Here is a 26,175-nt window from a genome sequence, read left to right as displayed (position 1 = left end):
GGCCGGACCCGGCTGGTCATGCCTTGCTCGCCTCGAAACGAATGGTGACCGCTTTGGAGACTGGCGTGTTCGATCGTTTCGCGACGTGGTCCAGTGGCACCAGGGGATTGGTCTCGGGGTAGTAGGCGGCGGCGTTGCCGCGCGGTGTGGGGTAGGAGACCAGGCGGAAGCCTTCGACGCGGCGTTCGGTGCCGTCGGTCCACTCGGAGACGATGTCGACCAGATCGCCGTCGCGGAAACCGAACGCCGTGATGTCCTCGGGATGGACCAGCACCACTTTGCGGCCGTTGTGGATGCCGCGGTAGCGGTCGTCCAGGCCGTAGATAGTGGTGTTGTACTGGTCGTGACTGCGCAGGGTTTGCAGGATCAGTCTGCCCGCGGGGACCGGCAGCCAGGTCAGCTCGTTGACCGCGAAGTTGGCCTTGCCGGTGGCGGTGCGGAATTCGCGGGCGTCGCGCGGCGGATGCGGTAGCTGGAAGCCGCCCCGGCCGCGAACTTTCGCGTTGTAGTCCGCGCAGCCGGGCACGACGCGGGCGATGGCGTCGCGGATGCTGTCGTAGTCACGGGCGAAGCGGGCCCACGGCACCGGGTGGTCGGGGCCAAGGACTGCCTGGGCGAGTTCGCAGACGATGGCGACTTCACTGCGCAGCTGGTCGCTGACCGGCCGCAACCGTCCGGTGGACAGGTGCACCATCGACATCGAGTCCTCCACGGAGACTTGATTCTTGGCGCCGTCCGGGGCCAGGTCGAGGTCGGTGCGCCCGAGCGTCGGCAGGATGAGCGCGGTACGGCCGTGCACGACGTGGCTGCGGTTGAGTTTGGTGGAGACCTGCACGGTGAGCGCGCAGTCGCGCAGCGCGGCTTCGGTCACGGCGGTGTCGGGGGTGGCGGAGACGAAGTTGCCGCCCATGCCGATGAAGACTTTCGCCTGTCCGTCGCGCATGGCGCGGATGGCGGCGACGGTGTCGAGGCCGTGCTCGCGCGGGCTGCTGATGCCGAATTCGCGGTCGAGGGCGTCGAGGAAGGCGTCGGGCATCTTCTCCCAGATGCCCATGGTGCGGTCGCCCTGCACATTCGAGTGACCGCGCACGGGGCACACACCCGCGCCCGGTTTGCCGATCATGCCGCGCAACAGCAGCAGATTGGTGGCCTCCTCGATGGTGGCCACGGCATGGGCCTGCTGGGTCAGGCCCATCGCCCAGCACAGGATGATGTTGCGCGAGCGGGCGAACAGCTCGGCGGTGTGCTCGAGTTCGGCCGCGGTGAGACCCGTCGCTTCCAGTACGGTGTCGAGATCGACCGTGCGCGCGTGCTTTTCGTATTCGGCGTAGCCCGCGCAGTGGGCGTCGACGAACGCCCGGTCGACCACCGTGCCCGGTGCGCGGTCCTCCGCTTCCAGCAGCAGACGGCCGAGCGCCTGGAACAGGGCCAGGTCACCGCCGAGGCGGATCTGCAGGAAGTCGTCGGCGATCGGCACGCCGGTGGTGACGCCCTTGATCGTCTGCGGGTCGCGGAAGCCGAGCAGCCCGGTCTCGGGCAGGGGGTTCACCGCGACGATCCGGGTGCCGTTCGCCTTGGCCGCGGCCAGCGCGCTGAGCATCCGGGGATGATTGGTGCCCGGATTCTGTCCCGCGACGATGATCAGGTCGGCCTTGGCGAAGTCATCGATGGAGACCGAGCCCTTGCCGATCCCGATCGAGCTCGACAGCGCCGCGCCGGAGGACTCGTGGCACATGTTGGAGCAGTCCGGCAGATTGTTGGTGCCGTAGCTGCGCACCAGCAGCTGATAGAGGAACGCGGTCTCGTTGCTGGTGCGGCCGGAGGTGTAGAACACCGCCTCGTCCGGGGAGTCCAGCCCGCGTAGCGTGTCGGCGATCAGACGGTAGGCGTCGTCCCAGGCGATCGGCCGGTAGTGGGTGTCTCCGGGACGCAGCACCATCGGGTGGGTCAGCCTGCCCTGCTGGCCGAGCCAATAGCCGGATTTGTCGCTCAGGTCCGCCACCGAGTGGGTGGCGAAGAACTCGGGAGTAACCGTGCGCAGCGTGGCTTCCTCGGCGACGGCCTTCGCGCCGTTCTCGCAGAACTCGGCGGGCCTGCGATGGCCGCTCGGCTCCGGCCAGGCGCAGCCCGGGCAGTCGAAGCCGTGCACCTGATTGACCCGGGCCAGGGTGCGCGCCGTGCGGATGACGCCCATCTCCTCGATCGAGCGTTTCAACGCCACCGCCACGGCGGTGACGCCCGCGGCCTGCTCTTCGGGCGGGGTCACCGTCAGCTCGGACTCGTCGATGTCGCGGCTCGGTCCGTTTCGGTGCATGCCGCCATTGTGCTCCCCGCGCGATCCGGGCTCGACTCGACCGGTTGATCGGCCGTCCCCGGCGCGAGGCCGGTGAGCCGGGCGCGAAGCCGTCCGGTACACGGCCATGGCGCGGCCTGGCCTCGGCCGTGCGAGGGGCCGACCCGGAGCCCGGTTCCGCGAGCGCGGCGGCTCGGCGAGCCGTTCACGCTGTGCGGCGCCCTGGTGCGAGGCAGCCGCGAGCGCCGGCGTCATGACATGCTCGAACGGAGTCCACCTCGCACTGCGGCTCCGTGGTCGGCGCCGGTCCGGGCGCCCGATGCCGTGCGTGTGCGGGCGCGGCGACGCTGTTCGAGTACGCGGGCGCCGGTGCTGGCAGGCGAGCTCGTCACCGCGGCCACTTTGCCAGGCGCCCTCGGCGGCTACGAACGGCGGCGCGCTCCCGCGATATCCGCCGTGCCCGTGCGCTGCTCGTCGCCTCGGTAGGTGAGGACCCGCTCGCTGATGCGGACCCGCCAGCCGGGCGGGAGCTCGGTCGGGGACGTGCTGATCCTGGTCCACTGGTCGGTGCCGGGACCGGCGATGAAGGTGCCGGAGGTAGCGGCGGCGTCCCGGATGTACACCTTGCCGCCGTCCACCGACACATAGGCGTGGACCCGCGAGACATGCCGATCGCGCTGGATGACGATCGGCGTGGCGGCGGCGGTGCGGACCGCCTCGTCCACCTGCGGTCCGCGCCCGATGACGTAGGCGCGGTCCAACGGGTAGGCCGCCCCTTCTTCCGTGACCAGCGCACCGACGGCGTCTCCGGACAGCGCCGCCGGGCTCATGGCTCGCGTTCCGCCGTTCTCGGGCGCTTTGCGCAGGGCGACCGGTTCGCGCGCGGGCTGCACCTGGGACCACGCCGGCGGTCGGTCCGGGACCGGCCGGGGCGGACGCGGTTTGGCGAAGGGGCGGACCGACTCGGTCGGCCTGGGTGTCGCTGGTGCGAGGGCGTCGGCGGCGCTGGTCTGCCGAGGGATCGGCGTTGCCTGTGCGACGGCGTCGGACGCGCCGGTCGGTCGCGGAGCGGGCGATGCTTGCGCGACGGCGTCGGACGCGCCGGTCGGTTCCGGCATCGCCGCGAAACCGGCCGCCGCCGTCGCCTCGGGCTCGGCCTGCGCGGAAGGCTCGGACGTGCGTGGTTCGGCGGCTTTTCCGGTGCGTCGTACCGCGGCGTGCAGCACGAAGCCGCCGCCGGGGACCACGCCGGCGCGCAGGTCGGTGCGGGGCAGGGCGGTCGGCGGCTCGCCGGTGTCCGCGCCGATCGTGATGCGGCGCACCGGTTCGCGCACGATCTCGTCCACCCAAGTGAACGCACGCCCGCCGTCGAGGCGGCGGGTGCCCTCCGCGCCTTGGATCTCCGCGATCACCGGTCCGCGCAACAGGATCAGCACGCCGTCCGCGGTGGGGGCGACCACACCGAACGGCGGCGGTTGAACGGTGCTGCCGAAGATCACCGCGGCCAAGCGTTGCGCCAGCGCGGCGCCGGGATGCTCGCCTTCGGCCACGGCTTCGATGGTGCCGAGTATTCGGTCCGTGGAGGTCGTTTCGGCCCCGAGGTAGGCGACGACCGCACCGCACCGGGCGACGAGTCCGTCGCCCGGTGCGACACCCACGGTGGACGGTTTTCTGCGCACCCGCGCCCTCCTTCCCGGCGCACTACCGGCATACCGAAGCCAGCATAGAGCGTCGGCGACCACCGAACCGGGGTCTGCGCGCATCGCGAAGCGGACAGTGCGAACGTCTCGCCGTGTCATCGGATTCTCGAATCACGCTCTGTCGGGCGGGTTCTCGTGAGCGGTCGCCGCCAACCTTCGCAAAGGCTGTGAGCTGCATGTTGTGGTGTTTTCCGCAACAAGCGGCGTTCGGCGGCCTGCTCCGTCCCGCCGGATCGGCCTCTTCGCGGCAGCTCCGGACGAGCATGGACTTGCGCCGCTCACCCGAACGGCGTTCGTCCCTCGTTATGCTCGGCTCATGAGCGCAGCAGCCGTCAGCCGCAGGGCCCGCCCGGCCAAAGCTCCGCTGAGCCGCGAGGTGATCGTCGAGACCGGCCTGCGCATCCTGGACCGGGATGGAGCGGCGGCGCTGACCATGCGCCGGGTCGCACAGGACTTGGACACCGGCGCCGCCTCGCTGTACGTATACGTCGCCAATCGCGACGATCTGATGGCCGCCATGCTCGACCATGTCCTCGGTTCCGTCCCCGAGCCCGCCGGGGCGAGCTGGCGGGAGCGGCTCACCGAGCTGGTCGATGCCACGGTGGCGGCGATGAGCAGGCACGAAGGGCTGGCGCTCGTCGCGCTCGGCGTGATTCCGAGCAGTCCGAACGCCCTGCGGCTGGTGGAGCTGATGCTCGGTGCGCTCACCGAGGCGGGACTGGACGAGCTGACCGCGTCGTGGGCGGTGGACCTGCTGTTCCTGCACATCACCGCGTCGGCGTCCGAACAGAGTGCGCACCGCGTCGGGGGCGGCAGCGAGCAGGAGTACCTCGCCACGATCGAGCGGCGCTTCGCCGAACTGCCCGCCGACCGCTATCCGACCGTCGTGGCCATGCGGGAGGCTCTGCTGGCGGGCGGCGGTGCCGCGCGCGCGGCCTGGGCCGTGCAAGTGCTGCTCAACGGCATCCTCGCCACGCGGGCGCAGTGAAATTCGCTGGCTCATGTCGTGGGGGCGGACTGACAATGGGCCGGTGATCCGACCCGCGACATCCCGAGACCTCCCCGTGCTCCAGGACATCGAGCGCGCGGCGGGTGAGCCGTTCGCGCGAATCGGGATGACGACCGTGGCCGACGACGAACCGCCCTCGCTGGCGACTCTGCGACAGTTCCAGCAGGCCGGGCGGGCCTGGGTGTGGACCGACGACGACCTGCCGATCGGCTACCTCGTCGCGGCAGTGGTCGACGGGAACGCCCACATCGAGCAGGTCTCGGTGCGCCCGGATCACGCCCGGCGCCGGATCGGCAAGCGCTTGCTCGACCAGGCCGCCCGATGGGCCGCCGTCGCGGGCCTACCCGCGATGACGCTGACGACGTTCACCGAGGTGCCGTGGAACGGGCCGTATTACGAGCGGCTCGGCTTCCGGTACCTGTCGGCGGGGGAGGAGACGTCGGGGTTGGTCGCGCTGCGCGCCGCCGAGCAGGCCCACGGCCTCGACCGCTGGCCGCGCGCGTGCATGCGCGCGGAACTGTCCGCATGGTCGATGGACTGAGCCGCCTGGACGCGTCGTGCCGTCAGGCGAGGGCGCGTACGGCCGCGGGCGCCGCGGCGGCCCGATCTTCGGCGATCAGGCCGATGCGCGTGCGCCGATCGAGCAGGTCGTCGGCCTCCAGCGCGCCCTCGTGGGACACCGCGAACGCGAATTCGGCTCCGAGTACGTCGATTCCGGGCGCGACCGGCTCGGCGAGGGCAGGATCACGGCGCGCCGCGGCCAGCACGGCGTCCGCCTCACCGCCGTAACGTTCGATCAGCACCGGCGGCGCGTCGATGCGGTCGCGCGCCGCTCCGGAGACCGCGCCTACCAGTGGTAGCCGCCGGGTGCGGCACGGTGCCGCGGCGAGACCGTTGTGCGTGACGGCGGCGTCGATCACGTCCTCGGCCATCTTGCGGTAGGTGGTGAGTTTGCCTCCCACGATGGTGACGATCCCGCTCGGGGAACGCAGCACCGCGTGTTTGCGCGAGATGTCGGCGGTGCTGTCGTCGGCGGTCTCCAGCAGTGGGCGCAACCCGGCGTAGGAGCCGCGAATATCGGCGCGGGTCAGCGGCTCGCGCAGGGCGGGATTGATGGTGTCGAGCAGGAAATCGATCTCGCCGTCGGTGGCCTTCGGCTCGTCGGGAACCGGGCCCGGCGCGTCCTCGTCGGTCAACCCCAGGTAGACCCGGCCGTGCGCGGCGGGGAAGGCGAAGACGAAGCGGCCGATGCTGCCGGGCACCGGTACGGTGAGCGCCGCGGACAGGCCGCCGAAGGACGCGGCGGAGAACACCAGGTGGGTGCCGCGGCTCGGGCGCAGCCGGATACTCGGATCCACCTGATCGGCCCAGACTCCGGTGGCGTTCACCACGGCGCGCGGCCGCACCGCCAAGGTCTCGCCGGTGCGCGTGTCACGCAGGGTCGCCGAATTCCCGGTCACGTCGAGCGCTTCGACGCGGGTCAGAATGCGCGCGCCGTTGGCCGCCGCGGTGCGCGCCAGTGCGACGACCAAGCGCGCGTCGTCGACCAGCTGTCCGTCCCATGCCTGCAGCCCGCCGCGCAGGTCCGCGCGGCGCACGGTCGGTGCGAGCCGTACCGCCTCCGCGGCGGCGACGTGCCGGGACCGGGGCAGCAGCGCCGCGGGGGTGCCCGCACCACGCCGCAACAGATCACCCGCCAGGAAGCCGGCGCGCACCAATGCGGCTTGCGTCGTGCCGATATTCGGCAGCAGCGGGACCAGTTGGGGCAGCGGGCGCACCAGATGTGGCGCCGTGGTGCGCATGAGAATGCCTCGCTCCGAGGCGCTTTCGTGGGCGATGCCGACGCGGCCGCTCGCGAGATAGCGCAGGCCGCCGTGCACCAGCTTGGAACTCCAGCGGCTGGTGCCGAAGGCCAGGTCGTGGCGTTCCACCAGCACGGTGCGCAGCCCGCGGGCCGCGGCGTCCAGCGCCGCGCCCGCGCCGGTGACGCCACCGCCGATCACCAGCACGTCGACCTCGGCGCCGTCGCCGAGCCGCGACAGATCCGCCGCACGGCGGGCGGCGTTCAACGCGGACTCCCCGGTGTGCCCCGGATCAGTGCTCATCACAATGCCTTTCGGTTACGGCGAGAGGGGGTCGAAGACGGCTCATCGCGCTTGTCTCCGGTCGGTGTCCTCGGTGGTCTCCCGGGCGTGGTCGTCCAGGTACCCGTCGATCGCGCGACGTAGTTCGGCGTCGAGATGCTCGCCCGCCAGCAGCGGCGCGACGGTGCCCGCCGACTGCACCGCGGATTGGGCGATCAGCAGCAGCATCGTGGCCATCCGTTCCGGGTCGCCCCCGCGAATGGAGCCGTCCCGGTGGCCGTCGCGGATACCCGCCGCGAACAGCTCGATCAGAGCGCGCTGGTTGCGTCCCAGCCTGCCGAAGACGTAGGTGAGCATCAGATCGGTGTCGGTACGGAAGATCTTGCCGAACAGAGGATTCGACCGTACCGTCGCCGCTCCCGCGACCACGCCCTCGACCAGCCTGACGCGCGCGCTGCCCGCCGACGGCATGGTCGCCGCCACGATCCCGCGCAGCTCGCGGACCAGCAGCTCGGCCACCAGCGCGCCGGTGTCCGGCCAGCGGCGGTAGACGGTCGGCCTGCTGACGCCCGCTCGCCGCGCCACTTCGGTGAGGGTGGTGCGGCGCACGCCGAATTCCTCCACGCACGCGCGAGCGGCGTCGAGGATCGCCAGGTCGGTCGCCGAGAGGCGCTCGGCGGAGTCGTCAGGAGCGGTCAAGGTGTCACCACCGGGGGTTGATCGGCCGACGGCCGGCGTCGACCAAGGGGAATGGTCCGAACCTTCGTTACTGCTTGACAGTCTATGTCAAACTGTAACGCATGGTGGAGACACGGCAGCACGCCGAGGGCGATTCGGCTTCCGCGGCAAAGACCGGCGTGAGCGGGTCGGCGGCGAGTATGGTCTGGGATGCCTGGGGAATCCCGGCTGGGCACCAGCCACTTTCGGAGCGAATCCGTGGTCTGCTGACGCAGGTGTTCGGGGTGTCCGGCGATCCGGTGGCGCGCCGCGATGAGGGCGACGTGCCACTGCGCGAATCGGCGTTGACGCCCGCGCGGCGAGCCGGGTTGGTCGAGGTGGTCGGTTCCGGGAACGTGTCGGCCGACCACCGCGATCGGTTGCGGCACGCAGGGGGGAAGAGCACACCCGATCTGCTGCGCCGCCGGGCCGAGGGACCGCAGGACGCGCCGGACGCCGTCGTCTTCCCCGCCGACCACGACGAGGTGCTCGCCGTGCTCGCCTACTGCGCGGCGAACGCCGTCGCGGTGGTGCCGTTCGGCGGCGGCACCAGCGTGGTCGGCGGCGTCGAACCCGTGCGCGGTCGCTTCGACGCCGTGATCGCCCTCGATCTGCGCAGGCTGGACACGATCACCGCGATCGATCCGATCAGCGGCACCGCCACACTGGGCGCGGGACTCACCGGCCCGCGCGCGGAGGAACTGCTCGGCGGGCACGGCTTGTCCCTCGGGCACTTCCCGCAGAGCTTCGAGTTCGCCACCATCGGCGGCTTCGCGGCGACGCGATCCTCTGGCCAGGCTTCGGCGGGCTATGGCCGTTTCGACGACATGGTGCAGCGGCTGAAGATCGCGACGCCCAGTGGCACGCTCGTCCTCGGGCGCGCCCCCGCCTCGGCGGCGGGGCCGGATCTGCGTGAGCTGTTCGTCGGATCGGAGGGCACGCTCGGCGTGATCACCGCGGTCACCTTGCGCGTGCACCCGGTCCCGGAAACCGTCGCCTACCAGGCGTGGTCGTTTCCCGATTTCGCGACCGGCGCCGCAGCGTTGCGCGCGGTGGTGCAGGAGGGTGCGGCGCCGACCGTGCTCCGGCTGTCCGACGAGGCGGAGACCGGGATCAACCTCGCCCGCTCCGGCGATATCGGCGGCAACCCGGTGGCCGGATGTCTGGCCGTCACCACCTACGAGGGCAGTGCCGCGCACGTCGCCGCGCGCAGCGCCGAAGCGGGTGCGCTGCTGGCCGCGGCGGGCGGCTCGGCCCTGGGCGAGGCAGCGGCCAGGGAATGGGAGCACGGTCGTTTCGCCGCGCCGTACCTGCGCGACGCGCTCCTGGATGTCGGGGTGCTCTGTGAAACGCTGGAAACCGCCACCACTTGGTCGAATCTGAGCGCGCTGAAGGAGAAGGTGACCGGGGCGCTGACCGATTCGCTCAGTGCGCAGGGGACGCCCCCGCTGGTCATGTGCCACATCTCGCACACCTACCCGACCGGTGCGTCGCTGTACTTCACCGTCGTCGCCAAGCAGTTGGACGACCCGCTGGCGCAGTGGCAGGCCGCCAAACGCGCCGCGGGCGACGCCATCGTCGCGGCGGGCGGCACCATCACCCACCACCACGCGGTGGGCATCGACCACCGCCCCTGGGTGCCGGACGAAGTGGGTGACCTCGGCGTGCGCGTCCTGCGCGCGGTGAAGGCCGAACTCGATCCGGCCGGCATCCTCAATCCGGGAAAGTTGGTGCCGTGACCGAATATTCGCCGGTACGCAAGGTCACCGTGGTGACCAACCCGCGGTCCGGGCACGGCAAGAGCGGCGCGGCGGCGAGCGCCGCGGTCGCCCGTCTCCGCGCGGGCGGCGCCGAGGTCGCCGAGGTGTGCGCGCCCTCGGCCGTCGAAACGGTTCGGCAGGTGCGAGATGTCATCGCGGGCGACGCGCCGCCCGACGCCGTGGTCTGCGTCGGCGGCGACGGCCTGATCAACCTGACCCTTCAGGCCGTGGCGGAGACCGGCGTCCCGCTCGGCATGGTTCCCGCGGGCACCGGCAACGACCTGGCCAGGGAACTCGGTGTGCCGACCGACGACCCGCTCGCCGCCGCCGCGCTCGTGCTGCGCGGGCGGACCAGGACGATCGATCTCGGCCGGATCGAGTCGCCCGGCGCGCCGATGTGGTTCGCCACGGTGACCGGCACCGGATTCGACGCGCGAGTCACGCTGCGCGCCAATGAGATGCGCTGGCCGAAAGGCAGGCTGCGCTATACCGTCGCCGCGCTGGCCGAGATCTCCGGGCGCTTCACCGTTCCCTACCGCGTCGAGTTGGTGGACGCGGTGACCGACGGGCTCACCAACCCCGGCACGGGCTCGCTGCTGGAGACCGAGGCGGTCATGGTCGCGGTCGGCAACACCCGCACCTACGGCGGCGGCATGTTGATCTGCCCGGACGCGATCATGGACGACGGACTGCTCGACTTGACCGTGGTCGGCGCGCTGTCGCGGCGGGAGATGCTGCGCTTGCTGCCCGCGCTGTCGGCGGGGAAACGCCAGAATCACCCGGAGGTCAAGCAGTTCCGCGCCGCGGCCGTCACGTTGACCGCCGCGGGCGCGCCCGCCACGGCCGACGGCGAACCGGCGGGCACCCTGCCGCTCACCATCAGGGCCGTCCCGGCGGCACTGACCGTCCTGGTGCCCTGAGGCGCACCGAGGCGGCGGTTTTCGCCGGTCAGGCGAAGGTCACGCACCCAAGGCGGTCGACGGCCGCGCGGTCGACGATGACGACCGACCGGGAACCGCGGGCCGTGGGTTCCGTCGCCACCACGCTCATCAATCGCCGCCAGCCGCGCACGTGTAGCCGGAAGGCCAGGTGATTGATCCGCCGTCCGCGGCTGTGCTGGCCCGCCCTGGCCACCGGCGCGGGCACATCGAGCAGGAGCAGGTGCAATTCGCGTCCCGCCGCCCAGCGCGCGATCAGAACGCGCGCCCATCGGAAGGTGGCGCAGTCGTGGATGACGACCGGGCCGTCGACCTCACGCAACGCGGCGCGAACAGCGACGAAGTGCGCCACGTGCACCACCGGACGCCACAGCAGGTAGGGCAGCCACCAGAGTTTGGGCCGCCAGCGATTGCGCGCCTGCATCGAGTCGAGCACCAGCACCCCGGCGGGACTGTGCGATGGTGCGGTGGCCGCCGCGTCGGCGTCGAAGAATTTGCGCAAGGCGGTGCTCTTACCCGCGCCGGGGACGCCCGCGACGATCAGCGCCGCCGCGGCGGGGTATCGAATCTCCGCGACCGCGCGACCGCGTAGATCGTGCAGCGCGTCCGGGACCAGGATCGGCGGTCGCGGTTCGGGGGCGTGCCCAGGCGCGACTTCCAGCGGGGGGTTCACCTCTCCCAGCGTCCGCAGCCGAGAAGGCTTCGGCATCCGGGAAAACCCCCGTTTTTCTTGGTGATTCGCCGAGTGGGGTGCGCCTGGAGTGTTCACCCTTCCCAGAGTCCCGAGGTTTCGCCTTTTCGGCAATACTGGACATTTCGGACATTATCGGTTCATGTGGGTTTCCGGCCCGCCGACCGCGCGCGAAGATGCATTCGTTCACCCTGGGACCCGAAAAGGCTGAGAATTTCCACCGGTCCCCGGCCCGCGCTACCGAACCAATGCGGTTGGCGGGTGTCGAATTCCGCGGCCTCGCCGGGGCCGAGCACCAGATCGTGTTCACCCAGCACCAGCCGGAGCCGTCCGGACAGGACGTAGAGCCACTCGAAACCCTCGTGCACCTTGGGGTCGGGCTCGCCACGATCGGGCGGGATGATGATCTTGAACGCTTGCAGCGGCCCCGGCTGCCGGGTCAGCGGAAGAATGCTGAGCCCGTTCATCTTCCGTGCCGTCGTGTGGACCCGGGGGTCGGCGATCCGCGGTGCGGCCACCAGTTCGTCCAACGGCACCTGGTGGGCCATCGCGATCGGCAGCAGCAGCTCCAGGCTGGCTTTTCGCTGGCCGGACTCGAGCCGCGACAGCGTGCTCTTGGAGATCCCGGTGTTTTCCGCCAGCGCGGTGAGCGTGACGTTGCGTCGAGTCCGCAGCGCTTTGAGTCGCGGACCGATGTCGGCGAGGGCTTGGGCGACGCCCGGTGGTGTGGACATGTCACCAGTGCACCGCGTCGTCCCGGATTTGGCAACAATAGTTGCCGATACGCGCCGAGCGGCGGCACTGTGTCGGTGGAGGTGATCGCGGATGAGCGAGACATATGACGTGGTGATCGTGGGTGACGGTGCGGCGGGGTTGTCCGCGGCGTTGGTCCTGGCCCGGGCGCGGCGGCGGGTCGCGGTGGTCGGCGGCGGCGCGCCGCGCAACGCGCCCGCCGAGCACATGCACGGGTTCCTGTCCCGCGACGGGATGCCGCCCGCGCAGTTGCTGGCGGCCGGAGCCGAGGAGGCGGCGGGCTACGGCGCGGAGGTGATCTCCGACGTCGTCGTCGGCGCGGAACGGGTGGGTGAGTCGGAGTTCGTGCTGCGGCTGCGGGGCGGTGCGGCGCTGCGGGCGCGCCGCCTGCTGGTCGCGACCGGGCTGCGCGACGAACTACCGCGGCTGCCCGGAGTGCGCGAACGATGGGGGCGCGACGTGCTGCACTGCCCTTATTGCCACGGCTACGAGGTGCGTGACCAGCCGCTCGGCGTGCTCGGTGGGCGGGAACCCGGCGCATCGGCGCGGGCGGTGCACTTGGCCCTGCTGCTGCCGCAGTGGTCGGACGACGTCATCTTCTTCCCGAACACGATGCCCCTGTCCGACGACGACCGCGCTCGCTTGGACGCGCGCGGCGTGCGGGTGCTCGACGGCGAGGTCGCCCGGTTCGTGGTGCAGGACCGGCTGCGCGGTGTGGAGCTGGCCGACGGGCGAGCGGTGCCGAGGACGGCGATGTTCGTCGCGCCGACCTTCCGCGCCAACGACGACGTGCTGGTGGCGCTCGGCTGTGCGTTCGACGACAGCGGCTGGGTGGTGACGGACGCCACCGGGCGCACCAGCGTGGCGGGCGTTTGGGCCGCCGGTAATGTGAGCGATCCGGCTGCGCAGGTGATCTCCGCGGCGGGCGCGGGCTCGACCGCCGCGATCGCGATCAACGGCGACTTGGTGTCGGCCGACGTCACCGTGCCGGCCCGATAAGGGGAATATCCGGGGTAGAAAATGCCGGAAGCTGAGAATTGCTTATGGATTCCGAGTCCGGCCTCGGATCGCCGGTAAGCTACTGGCATAGGCGGAGTGTTCGGTGTCCCTCATCCACCGAAGACTCCGCCTTTCTTTGTCTCCGTCGTGAAATACCGCTCCGCGCGATTCGTCCGGAGCGCCCGCGGGCCGATATCCCGCCCGATTTCCACAGCGCTGCCGCCCGGCGGATCCGCGGGTAGCGGCGGGCCGGGTCGACCGACCCGAAGTCGGCGCGGCGACGCGCTCTAGAATCGCGGGGTGACCAGCGCAGCCCCTGACAACACGCGTAATCGTGCCGATGCCCTCCCCAAGAGCTGGACTCCCAGCGAGGTGGAGGCCGAGATGTACGAGCGCTGGGTAGCCGCTGGCTATTTCACCGCCGACACCGGCAGCGGCAAACCGCCCTACTCGATCGTGCTGCCGCCGCCGAACGTCACCGGCACGCTGCACATGGGCCACGCGCTCGACCACACCCTGATGGACACGCTGTCGCGCCGCAAGCGGATGCAGGGGTACGAGGTGCTCTGGCTGCCCGGCATGGACCACGCGGGCATCGCCACCCAGACCGTGGTGGAGAAGCAACTCGCGGTGGACGGCAAGACGAAGGAAGACTTCGGCCGCGAACTGTTCGTGCAGAAGGTCTGGGATTGGAAGCGGGAATCCGGCGGCGCCATCCAGTGGCAGATGCGCGCGCTCGGTGACGGCGTCGACTGGAGCCGGGACCGCTTCACGATGGACGAAGGCCTGTCGCGCGCCGTGCAGACGATGTTCAAGCGGCTCTACGACGCGGGCCTGATCTACCGCGCCGAGCGGCTGGTGAACTGGTCGCCCGAACTGCGCACCGCGATCTCCGACATCGAGGTCAAGTACGAGGACGTGGAAGGCGAGCTGGTCTCGCTGCGCTACGGCTCGCTCCGCGACGACGAACCGCACGTCGTCGTCGCCACCACCCGGGTGGAGACCATGCTCGGCGACACGGCGGTGGCCGTGCATCCGGGGGACCCGCGCTACCGGGCGCTGATCGGCACGACCCTGGAGCATCCGATCACCGGACGGCAGATCCCGATCATCGCCGACGACTACGTCGATCCCGAATTCGGCTCCGGCGCGGTGAAGATCACACCGGCGCACGACCCCAACGACTTCGAGATGGGTCTGCGGCACGGGTTGCCGATGCCGACGATCATGGACGAGCGCGGCCGGATCACCGGCACCGGAACCGAATTCGACGGCATGGACCGCTTCGAGGCCCGCGTCAAGGTGCGCGAGCGGCTCGCGCGAGAAGGCCGCGTGGTCGCCGAGAAGCGGCCGTACCTGCACTCCGTGGGGCACTCCGAGCGCACCGGCGAGCCGATCGAGCCGCGCCTGTCCATGCAGTGGTGGGTGAAGGTCGAGTCGCTGGCCAAGGCCGCAGGCGACGCCGTGCGCAGCGGCGACACCGTGATCCACCCCAAGAGCCAGGAGCCGCGCTGGTTCGGCTGGGTCGACGACATGCACGACTGGTGCATCTCGCGTCAGCTGTGGTGGGGCCACCGCATCCCGATCTGGTACGGCCCCGAGGGCGAAGTGGTGTGCGTCGGGCCCGACGAGCAGGCGCCCGAGGGCTGGGTGCAGGACCCGGACGTCCTCGACACCTGGTTCTCCTCCGGCCTGTGGCCGTTCTCCACGATGGGCTGGCCGCACGCCACCGCCGAACTCGAGAAGTTCTATCCCACAAGCGTGCTCGTCACCGGCTACGACATCCTGTTCTTCTGGGTGGCGCGGATGATGATGTTCGGCACCTACGTCGCCGAGGACGCCGTGCTGACCACGGGCAAGGGCGGCGCGCGGCAGGTGCCGTTCAAGGACGTGTTCCTGCACGGCCTGATCCGCGACCAGTTCGGCAAGAAGATGTCCAAGTCGCGTGGCAACGGCATCGACCCGCTGGACTGGATCAACGCCTTCGGCGCCGACGCCACGCGCTTCACCCTCGCGCGCGGCGCGCAGCCCGGCGGCGACCTCTCGGTCGGCGAGCCGCACGTGCTCGCCTCGCGCAGTTTCGTGACGAAGGTGTTCAACGCGACCAAGTTCGCGCTGATGAACGGCGCGCGGGTGGGCGACCTGCCTGATCGCGCACAGCTCACCGACGCCGATCGCTGGATCCTGGACCGGCTGGACGCGGTGCGCGCCGAAGCGGACGCCGCGTTCGACGCCTACGAGTTCGGCAAGGCGTGTGAAGCGCTCTACCACTTCGCCTGGGACGAGCTGTGCGACTGGTACCTCGAGCTGGCCAAGGTGCAGTTCGCCGCCGACGGCGCGCGCGCGGAAGCGACCCGGTTGGTGCTCGGTACCGTGCTCGCCGCGGTGCTGCGCCTGCTGCACCCGGTCGTGCCGTTCGTCACCGAGGCGTTGTGGCAGGCGCTGACCGGCGGCGAGTCGATCGTGATCGCGCCGTGGCCGCAGGCCTCCGGGGTGCCCGTGGACCAGGAGGCGGCGCAACGCATCTCCGACACCCAGCGGTTGATCACGGAGATCCGGCGGTTCCGCAGCGACCAGGGCTTGGCGGACAAGCAGAAGGTCGCGGCCAAGCTGATCGGGGTCGGCGAGGCGGGGCTCGGCGAGCAGGCGGCGTCGGTCGCCAACCTGGCGCGGCTCACCGAGCCGGACGCGGGCTTCGCCGCGACCGCGTCGGTGGAGGTCCGCCTGAGCGCCGGGACGGTCACCGTGGAGCTGGACACCTCGGGCGCGGTCGACCTGGACGCCGAGCGCCGCAGGCTGGAGAAGGATCTGGCCGCCGCGCAGAAGGAACTCCATGGCACCGCCGCCAAGCTCGGCAACGAGGCGTTCCTGGCCAAGGCGCCCGACCACGTGGTCGAGAAGATCCGCGGCAGGCAGCAGGTCGCCGCGGACGAGGTCGCGCGCATCGGGGCCCGACTGGCGGAGTTGAGCGGCAAGTGAACCACGAGCCGGAACCGCAATACGGCGACGACGAGGGCCGTGGCGGCGGAGCGCGGCTCGGCTCCGGTCCCTCGCCGGTGGAACTGGCCGAGATGGCGCTGGTCGAGGCGGAACTCGACCAGCGCTGGCCGGAGACCAAGATCGAGCCGTCGCTCACCAGGATCGCCACGCTGATGGACCTGCTCGGCTCGCCGCAGCAGAACTATCCGGCGATCCACATCGCTGGCACCAACGGCAAGACCTCGGTGACCAGGATGATCGACGCGCTGCTCACCGCACTGCATCGGCGCACCGGCCGGATCACCAGTCCGCATCTGCAGCTGGCCACCGAGCGGATCAGCATCGACAACGCGCCGATCACCCCGGCGAAGTATGTGGAGATCTATCGCGAACTGCTGCCCTTCGTCGAGATGATCGACAAGCAGTCGGCGGCCGCGGGCGGGCCCGCGATGAGCAAGTTCGAGGTGCTCACCGGCATGGCCTACGCCGCATTCGCCGAGGCGCCGGTCGATGTCGCGGTCGTCGAGACGGGAATGGGCGGCACCTGGGACGCCACCAACGTCATCGACGGGCAGGTGGCGGTGATCACGCCGATCGGCCTGGACCACACCGATTACCTGGGTCCGGACCTGGCCTCGATCGCGGGGGAGAAGGCGGGGATCATCAAGCGCGCCCCGGAGAGCCTGGTGCCGCGCGACAACGTCGCGGTGATCGCGCAGCAGGAACCCGAGGCGATGGAGGTGCTGCTGCGCCGCGCCGTCGAGGTGGACGCCGCGGTCGCGCGCGAGGGCTCGGAGTTCCGCGTGCTCGCGCGGCAGATCGCGGTGGGCGGGCAGCAACTCGAGTTGCAGGGCCTGGGCGGGGTGTACGACGAGATCTTCCTGCCGTTGCACGGCGAGCATCAAGCGCGCAACGCGGTGCTCGCGCTCGCGGCGGTGGAGGCTTTCTTCGGTGCCGGCGCGCAGCGCAGGCTCGACATCGACGCCGTCCGCGCGGGCTTCGCGAGCGTCACCAGTCCCGGGCGGATGGAGCGGATGCGCAGCGCGCCCACCATCTTCATCGACGCCGCGCACAATCCGGCGGGCGCGCGGGCGCTGGCCGCGACGGTGACCGACGAATTCGACTTCCGCAAGTTGGTCGGCGTGGTCGCGGTGCTCGGTGACAAGGACGCCGACGGCATCCTCACCGCGCTGGAGCCGGTGTTCGACGAGATCGTCGTCACCAGCAACGGGTCGCCCCGCGCGCTGGACGTGGAGACCCTCGCCGACCTCGCGGTCCAGCGGTTCGGCGACGAGCGCGTGGTTTCCGCCGCCACCCTGCCCGACGCGCTGGAGACCGCGATCGCGATCGCCGAGGAAGTGGGCGACGCGGGCGAGATGGTGTCCGGCGCGGGCGTGATCATCACGGGATCGGTCGTCACGGCGGGCGCGGCTCGCGCGCTGTTCGGAAAGGACCCGGCGTGAGCGCCGGGTGCGTGCACCGCGGCCCCCTCGACCATCGCGGGACCGGGAACCACTGCATGAGCGCCGGTCACCGCACGAGCCCGGCGGATGCCGAGGAGGGCACAGCATGAGCGAACCGGCCGAACGAGACGAGCAGTCGGTGCCCGCGCCCGCGACCGACCCGTGGAAGGGCTTCCGCGGGGTGATGGCGGGCACGCTGGTGCTCGAGGCGATCGTGGTGTTGCTCGCGTTGCCGGTGGTTGCCGACGTCGGCGGCGGCGTGACCTGGTTGTCCGGCACCTATCTCGTAGCGCTCGCGGTGGTGATGTTCCTCGGGGCCGGGTTGCAGCGGCGGTCCTGGGCGCTGCCGTTCAACCTCGGGTTGCAGGTCCTGGTGCTGCTCGGCGCGTTCATCCATGTGTCCATCGGCGTCATCGGTGTGGTGTTCGCCGTGGTCTGGGGCTTCATCCTGGTGCTGCGCGCCGACGTGCGCGGCCGGATGGAGAAAGGGCTGCTGCCGAGCCAGCGCATCCAGCGGTCGTAGCCGCAGGGCCGCCCAGGATGCTGCCGGTCGCACTTTTTCCGGCGGAGGTCTCCCTTGCCGAGTGCACGGGAAGCCGATCAGCCCGACCGCTGATGCGGTGCCCGGAAGTATGCCGGATAGGCTGTGCGCCGTGACTGAGCAGACGTTGGTACTCATCAAGCCGGACGGTGTGGCCCGTGGCCTTGTCGGCGAGGTGCTGGCACGGATCGAGCGCAAGGGCCTGAAGATCGCCGCCCTGGAGCTGAAGCACGTGTCGGAGGAACTGGCCAAGGGCCACTACGCCGAGCACGCCGAGAAGCCGTTCTTCGGGTCCCTGATCGAGTTCATCACCTCGGGCCCGGTCGTCGCGGCCATCTTGGAGGGCCCGCGCGCCATCGCCGCGTTCCGCCAGATCGCGGGCGGCACCGACCCGGTCGAAAAGGCCGTGCCCGGCAGCATTCGCGGAGACTTCGCTCTGGAGACCCAGGAGAACCTGGTCCACGGCTCCGATTCACCCGAATCGGCCAAGCGGGAGATCGCCCTCTGGTTCCCCGAACTGCCCGCCTGACCGAGTCTCGATCGTCGTGCCCGCGCCGCCGCGACACCCGCGTTCGCGCCGCGGGCGGGACCGAGTCGAGCGCCGATGGCGAACGCCCGGCGCGCGGTATGGGATACTGGCATCGGCTGCTTTCGACGCCGACTGTTCGTGCAGGTGCGCGAACGAAACGTGACGAGGGCAGCCGGATGACACCACGGTTCGATGCCGATCATCGCTGCCATGGACAAACGGCCTGGTCACAGGTCCGCTGTTCGTGTAGGCACGCTGGATGAGCGCTCGCGCCGCGGAGTTCAGCCATACAGCCAGGCGCCGCGTGACCAGTTAGCCCGACCGACGCACAACCGAGGAGATAACCGGGCACGCGGGGCGAGACCACTTGATCTCGCGCCCACAGGGTGCGAGTCGAACGGACAGCGCCCCCGCGTCGGCCGCGTCACTCCCGCCGGGAGGGACGCGCCCGGGGGCCCGAGGAGACTTCGTGGCCGATCAAGAGCCGCTGGAAACAACATCACAGGATGCCGAACAATTGCCGGAGCGAATCCGAGTTCACGCACTCGCCAAGCTGCTGGGGGTAACGAGCAAGCGCATCCTGGCCAAGCTCACCGAGATGGGGGCGGACGCGCGCAGCGCCCAGTCGAACGTCGACCGAGCCGTCGCGGAGTCCGTGCGCGACGCCTTGGTGACGGTCGAGGCGGACGCCGCGGCCGAGCAGCCCGCCGCCGGGCCGGGAGACGCCCCCGTACCGGCGCAGCCGGAGGAAGGCGCGCCCACGCGGGCGCCCGTGGCCGAGCAACCGGCGCCGGAACAGCCGACGCCCGCGGCCGAACGACCCGCGCCTGCCACGGAACCACCGGCACCCGCCGGTGACGTTCCGTTCTCCGGTGCGGGCGTCATCTTCTCCGCGCCGGACACGGTGTCCACCGCGCAGCCGCCGCTCAGCGCGCCGGCCAACCACACGCACCTGTTCACGCACTCGGTGCGGCCCGAACCGGAGCCGGTGGCTCCCGCGGTGTTCGAGTCCGCCGCCGTCGTGCAGGCGCCGCTGTTCCTGTCGCCGGACGCCGCGGCCGCCGAGGAGGCGCGCAAGCAGCGCCGCGCCGAGCGTGCGGGCCGCCGCACCGACGAGCAGGCACCTGAGCCCGTCGAGGACGAGACCGAGGACACCGAGGACGAGCGCGAGTCGTCCGATCAGCACGTCGACGCCGAAGGCCAGCCGCGGCGCCGTCGCCGTGGCCGCCGGGGGCGCGGTCGCGGCCGGGGCGAGCAGCAGTCCGATGGCGACGGCGAGGGCGAGGACACCGAGACCGACGACGAGTCGGCTCCCGCGACCGCCGAGTCCGCCGAAGCCACCGACGCGGCGGAATCCCCCGAGACCGCCGAGGGCGAGGGTGAGGACGAGGACGGCGTGCCGGAAGGCTCGAGCCGCCGTCGCCGTCGCCGCCGTCGTCGCAAGGTGGCCGGTGAGTCGGGCGAGAACGAGCCCGCCGACGACGATCCGCCGAACACGGTCGTGCACGAGCGCGAGCCGCGCAACAAGAGCCGCGGCCGCGTCGCGGTCGACGAGGTCCAGGGCATCACCGGCTCCACCCGGCTGGAAGCCAAGCGGCAGCGCCGTCGCGACGGGCGCGAGGCGGGCCGTCGCCGCCCGCCGATCCTGACCGAGTCGGAGTTCCTGGCCCGGCGCGAAGCGGTGGACCGCGTGATGGTCGTGCGCGAGAAGTCCTTCCCGGATCACCCCACCGCGACGCAGGTGGCCGTGCTCGAGGACAACGTCCTGGTCGAGCACTTCGTGACGAGCACAGGTTCCGCGTCCATGGTGGGCAACGTCTACCTGGGCAAGGTGCAGAACGTGCTGCCCAGCATGGAGGCCGCGTTCGTCGACATCGGCCGCGGCCGCAACGGCGTGCTGTACGCCGGTGAGGTCAACTGGGAGGCCGCCGGGCTCGGCGGCAAGGAACGCAAGATCGAGCAGGCGCTCAAGCCGGGCGATCAGGTGCTGGTCCAGGTGAGCAAGGACCCGGTCGGCCACAAGGGCGCCCGGCTGACCACGCAGATCAGCCTGGCCGGGCGCTTCCTGGTGTACGTGCCCGGCGGCACCTCCACCGGGATCAGCCGCAAGCTGCCGGACACCGAGCGCAAGCGCCTCAAGGAGATCCTGCGCGACATCGTGCCGGCCGACGCCGGTGTCATCATCCGCACCGCCTCCGAAGGCGTCAGCGAGACCGAACTGGCCCGCGACGTGGAGCGGCTGCAGGCGACCTGGCGCACCATCCAGGAGCAGACCGGCAAGGACGGCAACGCGCCCAAGACGCTCTACGAAGAGCCCGACCTGTTGGTCAAGGTCATCCGCGACCTGTTCAACGAGGACTTCTCCAAGCTGGTCATCGAGGGTGACCGGGCCTGGAGGACGGTGGAGAAGTACATCGGCACCGTCGCGCCGGACCTGCTCGCCAGGGTCTCCCGGCATGAGAACAACGGCGTCGACGTGTTCGAGACCTACCGGATCGACGAACAGCTGTCCAAGGCGCTCGATCGCAAGGTGTGGCTGCCGTCGGGCGGCACCTTGGTGATCGACCGCACCGAGGCCATGACGGTGATCGACGTGAACACCGGCAAATTCACCGGCGCGGGCGGCAGCAACCTGGAGGAGACGGTCACCAGGAACAACCTGGAGGCGGCCGAGGAGATCGTGCGCCAGATGCGGCTGCGCGACATCGGCGGCATGATCGTCGTCGACTTCATCGACATGGTGCTGGAGTCCAACCGCGATCTGGTGCTGCGCCGCCTGACCGAGGCGCTGGGCCGGGACCGCACCCGCCACCAGGTCTCCGAGGTCACCTCGCTGGGCCTGGTCCAGATGACCCGCAAGAAGCTGGGCACCGGCCTGGTCGAGGCGTTCTCCACCACCTGCGAGCACTGCCACGGACGCGGCATCCTCGTGCACAGCTACCCGGTGGAGCCCGGCTCCGGTGAAGAGCCCGCCGCGCGCACCCGCGAGAGCGGTTCGCGCAGGCGTCGAGGCCGGGACAAGGGTGCCGCGGCGGCTCCCCAGCCTGCCAACGGGTCCGGACCCGCGGCCGAACCCACCGAGGACGACGCGGCCGTCAAACGGGCGCATCCGGTGGCGCTGGCGATGGCCGCGCACCAGTCCGAGGAGGGCACGGAAGCGACTGCGGACACGTTCGCCGAGCCGCAGGTCGCGGACACGGACGAGGCCGCCGAAGAGCGCGTCGGCACGGAGACCGTCGAGGCCGCGGTCGCGGTGCCCGCCGAGGAGCCGGAGACCGAGCCCGCCGAAGTGGTCGAGGTCGTCGAGCAAGTCGAAAAGGTCGAGTCGGTACCGGCGGACGAGCCCGTCTCCGAGCCCGTCGGTGCGTCCGTCTCGGATGCCGCGCCGCAGCCGGTCGCCGACACCGTCGCGGCTGCCGAGCCCGTCGCGACGACCGAGAACGGTGCCGCCGCCAACGGGGTCGCCGAGCCGGGCCCGAGCCGTCCGGCTCGTCGCCGGCGGGTTGCCCGTTCGGCCGCCGCGCCCGCCGCGGACAGCTCCGGAGCGGTGTTCGTGCTGCCCACCGGAGACCAGGCGCCCGCACCCGCGGTCGACTACTCCCATCCCGAGCCGGTCGAAGTGCCGCAGCGCAACCGGCCGCGCAGGCGGTCGGTCGGTCGCCCGGCAGGCGCGCCGGACGCCGCGAACTGAGTTCTCGCCGACACCACTGTGGCCCCCGCCGGTCCTTCCGGTCGGGGGCCACAGGCGTTCCGGCAGCGAACGCGCGGCAGGGCCGCGGTGCGCGGGCGAACGCCGGTTTGGTCGTCGCGGTAGCCGTCCTGTAATCTTGGACAGTCGCTGCCCGGTGACAACATGTTTTGTCTTCGTGGCCCGGTTCTCGACAGTTCGATACCGAGAGCCACCAGGTGCCGAGGCGGTGGCGATTACCAGACCAGTCGTGTGGCGGTTTCCGGTGGATTCAGACCGGAGGTGTCGCCGCGTGAACGAGTGCCGAGCACTATAGGAAGAAGGGCAGCCGACCGATGGCAACGTACGCGATCGTCAAGACCGGCGGAAAGCAGTACAAGGTCGCGGTCGGTGACCTGGTGAAGGTCGAGAAGATCGAGGGTGCGCCGGGTACCGCCGTGGCGCTGGATCCGGTTCTCGTCGTCGATGGCGCCGAGCTGACCACCGACGCCGACAAGCTGGCCAAGGTTTCCGTGGCCGCCGAGGTGGTCGAGCAGACCAAGGGCCCGAAGATCCGCATCCACAAGTTCAAGAACAAGACCGGCTACCACAAGCGCCAGGGACACCGTCAGCCGCTGACGGTCCTGAAGGTCACCGGCATCAAGTAAGACATCCCGAGGAGAACCAGCTATGGCACACAAGAAGGGTGCGTCCAGCTCCCGGAACGGACGCGATTCCAACGCCCAGCGACTCGGCGTCAAGCGCTTCGGCGGCCAGTCGGTCAAGGCGGGCGAGATCCTGGTGCGTCAGCGCGGCACCCACTTCCACCCCGGCGTGAACGTCGGCCGTGGCGGTGACGACACCCTGTTCGCCCTGGCGGCGGGCGCGGTGGAGTTCGGCAGCAAGCGTGGACGCAAGACCGTCAACATCGTGACCCCGGAGCCGGTTCAGGCCTGACCGCCGAACCACCTCCGGATATACAGCGAGCGGGTCAGGGTCTCGGAACCCTGGCCCGTTTTTCGTGTTCGCGAACGAACAGCCCTCAGTACGACCAGTCCCGAAGGAGGATGATTCGGCGTATGTCCAAGTTCATCGACCGTGTCGTACTGCATGTGCGTGCGGGTAAAGGCGGCCACGGATGCGCCTCGGTGCACCGCGAGAAGTTCAAGCCGCTCGGCGGGCCGGACGGCGGTAACGGCGGCAACGGCGGAGACGTCATCCTCGAGGTCGACTCCAACGTGCACACCCTGCTGGACTTCCACTTCCACCCGCACGCGAAGGCGGGCAACGGCAAGCCGGGCGAAGGCGGCAACCGCGACGGCAAGCAGGGCGTCGACTTGGTGCTGAAGGTGCCCGACGGCACCGTGGTGCTCGACGACGACGGCAAAGTGCTCGTCGACCTGGTCGGAGCTGGCAACCGCTTCATCGTCGCCCGCGGCGGCCGCGGCGGACTCGGCAACGCCTCGCTGGCGTCGAAGGCCCGCAAAGCGCCGGGTTTCGCGCTGCTCGGCGAGGACGGCGAAGAACTCGACTTGGTGCTCGAACTGAAGTCGGTCGCCGATGTCGGGCTCGTCGGCTTCCCTTCGGCGGGCAAGTCCTCGCTGGTCTCGGTGCTCTCGGCGGCCAAGCCGAAGATCGCCGACTATCCGTTCACCACGCTGGTACCCAATCTCGGCGTCGTCGCCAGCGGTGAGACCACCTTCACGATCGCCGATGTGCCCGGACTGATCCCGGGCGCGAGCGAGGGCCGCGGACTCGGGCTGGACTTCCTGCGGCACCTGGAGCGCTGCGCGGTGCTCGCCCATGTGGTGGACTGCGCCACGCTGGAGCCGGGCCGCGACCCCGTGTCCGATGTCGACGCGCTCGAAGCCGAACTCGCCGCCTACCAGCCGGCGCTGAGCGCGGACGCCGGGCTCGGCGATCTGGCCGACCGCCCACGCGTGGTGATCTTGAACAAGATCGATGTGCCCGACGCGGCCGAACTGGCCGAGATGGTGACCGCGGAGTTCACCGAACGCGGCTGGCCGGTGTTCGAGATCTCCGCCGTGAGCCACGTGGGCCTGCGTCCGTTGACCTTCGCCCTCGCGGATCTGGTGCGCCGGTACCGCGAGGAGCATCCGCAGGCAGCGCCGAAGCGCCCGGTCATCCGCCCGATCGCGGTCGACGAGACCGGATTCAGCGTGCTCGCCGACCCGGAGGAGCCGGGCGGCTTCATCGTGCGCGGTACCCGGCCGGAGCGCTGGGTGCGGCAGACCCAATTCGACAACGACGAGGCTGTCGGCTATCTGGCCGACCGTCTGGCGCGCCTGGGCGTGGAAGACGAACTGGTGCGGCTGGGCGCGGAGCCGGGAGCGCCGGTGACCATCGGCGACGTGACGTTCGACTGGGAGCCGCAGATCTCGGCGGGCATCGACATGGTGCCCACCGGGCGCGGCACCGACATCCGGCTGGAACAGACCGACCGGGTCAGCGCGGCCGAGCGCAAGCACGCGTCCCGGGTGCGACGCGGTCTGGTACAGGAAGACGAGGAGTAGACGTGGACCACGGTCGAGTCGCCGTGCGCCCTCGGTGGGCGCCGTGTCCGGCGGACTCGATCGTTCGCGGCTGGGTCCCGACTACCGTGGATTCGATTGTGGTGCAGGGAGTTCGGTGGGGATGCAGGTGAGGTCTATCAGCGCCGAGGCGGATTCCTCGGGCCTGAGCGAGGCGCGGTTGGCGATCGCGGCGGCGCGCCGGGTCGTGGTGAAGATCGGTTCGTCCGCGCTGACCAGCTTGAAAGGCGGCCTTGATACCGCGCGGCTGGATCGGCTGGCCGACGCGGTGGAGGCGCGGATGCGCGCCGGATCCGATGTGGTGGTCGTATCCTCGGGCGCCATCGGCGCCGGCATCGCGCCGCTGGGCTTGACCAGCCGTCCGCGTGACCTGGCGACCAAGCAGGCCGCGGCGAGCGTCGGGCAGCTGGCCCTAGCGCACGCCTGGGGCACGTCGTTCGCCCGTTACGACCGTACGGTCGGGCAGGTGCTCCTGAGCGCCGACGACTTTTCCCGGCGTGAGCACCACCGCAACGCGCAGCGCACCCTCGATCGCCTGCGCTCGCTGGGGGCGGTGGCGGTGGTGAACGAGAACGACACGGTCGCGACGGAGGAGATCCGCTTCGGCGACAACGACCGGCTCGCCGCGCTGGTCGCCCACCTCGTCGGCGCCGACGCACTTGTGCTGCTGTCGGACGTGGCGGGCCTCTACGACGGTGACCCGCGCAAGGGTGCGGCCACGCTGATTCCCGAGGTGCGCAGCAGTGCCGACCTGGACGGCGTCATCGCGGGCAGCGGCGGCGCGCTCGGCACCGGCGGCATGGCGTCCAAGTTGTCGGCGGCGCGCCTGGCCGCGGACGCGGGCGTACCGGTTCTGCTCGCCGCCGCTTCTTCGGCGGATACCGCGTTGTCCACCGGCACCGTCGGCACCGCGTTCGCCGCGCGGCCGGTGCGGTTGTCCGCCCGCAAGTTCTGGGTCCGGCACGCCGCGGACAGCCGCGGCACGCTGCTCATCGATGACGGCGCGGTCCAAGCGGTGGCGCACCGCCGCAGGTCGCTGCTCGCTGCCGGGATCGTGGGCGTCCGTGGCCGCTTCTACGGCGGCGACGTGGTCGATCTGGTGGCTCCGGACAGTCGCGTTGTCGCCCGGGGCGTCGTCGAATACGACAGCACCGAACTGGCGGGCATGCTCGGCCGCTCCACCGCCGAACTCCCCGACACGATGCAGCGTCCCGTCATCCACGCCGACGACCTCGTAAAGGTTTGATCAGGCACCGTTCGACAGGTCACCGGTACGACCGACCGACTGACCCGGGAGCCAGGGGGCGGCGACCGCCAGCACCGCGGAATCGCGCAGCGCGACCACCGCGACGTGATGGTCGTGGTAGGCGATGACTCCTTGGTGGAAGTTCGGGGTCGTATTCCCTGCCAGACGGAACTCGATCACGGTGCCGCCGGTGCGGCGAGCAACCTCGTAGCAGACTTGGCGGAATGCGCGGAGCTCGGTCATGTCTGCGAAGT

General features: G+C 70.7%; 21 protein-coding genes. 14 read left to right on the top strand and 7 right to left on the bottom strand.

From position 1 onward, the window contains the following. Positions 1–16: 16 nt before the first annotated feature. A complete protein-coding gene (locus ACIA5H_RS02370; RefSeq protein WP_397073312.1) occupies positions 17–2,314 on the bottom strand; it encodes an FdhF/YdeP family oxidoreductase in 2,298 nt (765 codons plus the stop codon). 401 nt (positions 2,315–2,715) lie between these two features. Then, positions 2,716–3,972, bottom strand: a complete 1,257-nt coding sequence (locus tag ACIA5H_RS02365) for an FHA domain-containing protein (protein WP_397073310.1) — start codon at positions 3,970–3,972, stop codon at positions 2,716–2,718. 337 nt (positions 3,973–4,309) lie between these two features. Here ACIA5H_RS02365 and ACIA5H_RS02360 point away from each other — a divergent pair, with 337 nt between their 5' ends. Together ACIA5H_RS02360 and ACIA5H_RS02355 are read left to right on the top strand one after the other, a co-directional pair. Continuing rightward, positions 4,310–4,981 (top strand): TetR/AcrR family transcriptional regulator, encoded by a 672-nt coding sequence (locus ACIA5H_RS02360; protein ID WP_379254616.1) that lies wholly within the window; start codon positions 4,310–4,312, stop codon positions 4,979–4,981. 43 nt (positions 4,982–5,024) lie between these two features. After that, positions 5,025–5,543 (top strand): GNAT family N-acetyltransferase, encoded by a 519-nt coding sequence (locus tag ACIA5H_RS02355; protein ID WP_397073308.1) that lies wholly within the window; start codon positions 5,025–5,027, stop codon positions 5,541–5,543. A 22-nt stretch (positions 5,544–5,565) separates the two neighbouring features. Here ACIA5H_RS02355 and ACIA5H_RS02350 read toward each other — a convergent pair whose 3' ends face one another. Together ACIA5H_RS02350 and ACIA5H_RS02345 are read right to left on the bottom strand one after the other, a co-directional pair. Next, positions 5,566–7,107 (bottom strand): glycerol-3-phosphate dehydrogenase/oxidase, encoded by a 1,542-nt coding sequence (locus ACIA5H_RS02350; protein WP_397073306.1) that lies wholly within the window; start codon positions 7,105–7,107, stop codon positions 5,566–5,568. Between the two features lie 42 nt (positions 7,108–7,149). Next, positions 7,150–7,785, bottom strand: a complete 636-nt coding sequence (locus ACIA5H_RS02345) for a helix-turn-helix domain-containing protein (RefSeq protein ID WP_356966500.1) — start codon at positions 7,783–7,785, stop codon at positions 7,150–7,152. Between the two features lie 179 nt (positions 7,786–7,964). Between ACIA5H_RS02345 and ACIA5H_RS02340 the strand changes: the two genes are divergently transcribed. Then, on the top strand, positions 7,965–9,542 hold the full coding sequence (locus tag ACIA5H_RS02340) for an FAD-binding oxidoreductase (RefSeq protein WP_397073431.1): 1,578 nt from the start codon (positions 7,965–7,967) through the stop codon (positions 9,540–9,542). Next, positions 9,539–10,483 carry a diacylglycerol kinase gene (locus tag ACIA5H_RS02335; RefSeq protein WP_379254620.1) on the top strand — a complete coding sequence of 315 codons (945 nt, stop codon included), beginning with the start codon at positions 9,539–9,541 and terminating at the stop codon, positions 10,481–10,483. The genes ACIA5H_RS02340 and ACIA5H_RS02335 overlap by 4 nt, the downstream gene beginning before the upstream one ends. Positions 10,484–10,511: 28 nt before the next feature. Here the strand turns inward: ACIA5H_RS02335 and ACIA5H_RS02330 are convergent, their stop codons facing one another. Both ACIA5H_RS02330 and ACIA5H_RS02325 read right to left on the bottom strand, forming a co-directional pair. Continuing rightward, positions 10,512–11,210: a hypothetical protein gene (locus ACIA5H_RS02330; protein ID WP_397073303.1), complete on the bottom strand. Its 699-nt coding sequence runs from the start codon at positions 11,208–11,210 to the stop codon at positions 10,512–10,514. A gap of 122 nt (positions 11,211–11,332) precedes the next feature. Further along, positions 11,333–11,926, bottom strand: a complete 594-nt coding sequence (locus tag ACIA5H_RS02325; RefSeq protein ID WP_397073301.1) for a helix-turn-helix domain-containing protein — start codon at positions 11,924–11,926, stop codon at positions 11,333–11,335. A gap of 91 nt (positions 11,927–12,017) precedes the next feature. Here ACIA5H_RS02325 and ACIA5H_RS02320 point away from each other — a divergent pair, with 91 nt between their 5' ends. The 10 genes from ACIA5H_RS02320 to proB all read left to right on the top strand — a co-directional run bounded on the left by ACIA5H_RS02320 (position 12,018) and on the right by proB (position 25,921). Continuing rightward, entirely contained in the window at positions 12,018–12,944 is a 927-nt protein-coding gene (locus tag ACIA5H_RS02320; protein ID WP_397073299.1) for an NAD(P)/FAD-dependent oxidoreductase, read from the top strand. A gap of 300 nt (positions 12,945–13,244) precedes the next feature. Beyond that, complete coding sequence (locus tag ACIA5H_RS02315) at positions 13,245–15,923, top strand: valine--tRNA ligase (protein WP_397073296.1); 2,679 nt, start codon at positions 13,245–13,247, stop codon at positions 15,921–15,923. Positions 15,924–16,015: 92 nt separating this feature from the next. Further along, complete coding sequence (locus ACIA5H_RS02310) at positions 16,016–17,386, top strand: bifunctional folylpolyglutamate synthase/dihydrofolate synthase (RefSeq protein ID WP_397073429.1); 1,371 nt, start codon at positions 16,016–16,018, stop codon at positions 17,384–17,386. Positions 17,387–17,492: 106 nt separating this feature from the next. Continuing rightward, the gene (locus ACIA5H_RS02305; RefSeq protein ID WP_379254626.1) at positions 17,493–17,909 is read left to right on the top strand and encodes a DUF4233 domain-containing protein; all 417 of its coding nucleotides are present in this window, start codon (positions 17,493–17,495) and stop codon (positions 17,907–17,909) included. Positions 17,910–18,039: 130 nt separating this feature from the next. Continuing rightward, the gene (gene ndk / locus ACIA5H_RS02300) at positions 18,040–18,456 is read left to right on the top strand and encodes a nucleoside-diphosphate kinase (RefSeq protein WP_039796656.1); all 417 of its coding nucleotides are present in this window, start codon (positions 18,040–18,042) and stop codon (positions 18,454–18,456) included. 469 nt (positions 18,457–18,925) lie between these two features. Continuing rightward, positions 18,926–22,147 (top strand): translation initiation factor IF-2 N-terminal domain-containing protein, encoded by a 3,222-nt coding sequence (locus ACIA5H_RS02295; RefSeq protein ID WP_397073294.1) that lies wholly within the window; start codon positions 18,926–18,928, stop codon positions 22,145–22,147. A 332-nt stretch (positions 22,148–22,479) separates the two neighbouring features. Then, on the top strand, positions 22,480–22,791 hold the full coding sequence (rplU, locus tag ACIA5H_RS02290; RefSeq protein WP_039796660.1) for a 50S ribosomal protein L21: 312 nt from the start codon (positions 22,480–22,482) through the stop codon (positions 22,789–22,791). A 22-nt stretch (positions 22,792–22,813) separates the two neighbouring features. Next, entirely contained in the window at positions 22,814–23,080 is a 267-nt protein-coding gene (gene rpmA, locus ACIA5H_RS02285; RefSeq protein WP_379254628.1) for a 50S ribosomal protein L27, read from the top strand. A 122-nt stretch (positions 23,081–23,202) separates the two neighbouring features. Continuing rightward, positions 23,203–24,657 carry a GTPase ObgE gene (obgE, locus tag ACIA5H_RS02280; RefSeq protein WP_379254629.1) on the top strand — a complete coding sequence of 485 codons (1,455 nt, stop codon included), beginning with the start codon at positions 23,203–23,205 and terminating at the stop codon, positions 24,655–24,657. Between the two features lie 121 nt (positions 24,658–24,778). Further along, entirely contained in the window at positions 24,779–25,921 is a 1,143-nt protein-coding gene (proB, locus tag ACIA5H_RS02275) for a glutamate 5-kinase (RefSeq protein WP_379254630.1), read from the top strand. Here proB and ACIA5H_RS02270 read toward each other — a convergent pair whose 3' ends face one another. Next, on the bottom strand, positions 25,922–26,164 hold the full coding sequence (locus tag ACIA5H_RS02270) for a hypothetical protein (RefSeq protein WP_397073290.1): 243 nt from the start codon (positions 26,162–26,164) through the stop codon (positions 25,922–25,924). It abuts the gene before it with no gap. Positions 26,165–26,175: the final 11 nt, after the last annotated feature.

It is taken from the genome of Nocardia sp. NPDC051900 (assembly GCF_044452545.1).
Taxonomy (GTDB): Bacteria; Actinomycetota; Actinomycetes; order Mycobacteriales; family Mycobacteriaceae; genus Nocardia; species Nocardia sichangensis.
The sequence above is the reverse complement of the archived record's forward strand: the minus strand, read 5'-3'. Positions and strand labels throughout refer to the sequence as shown.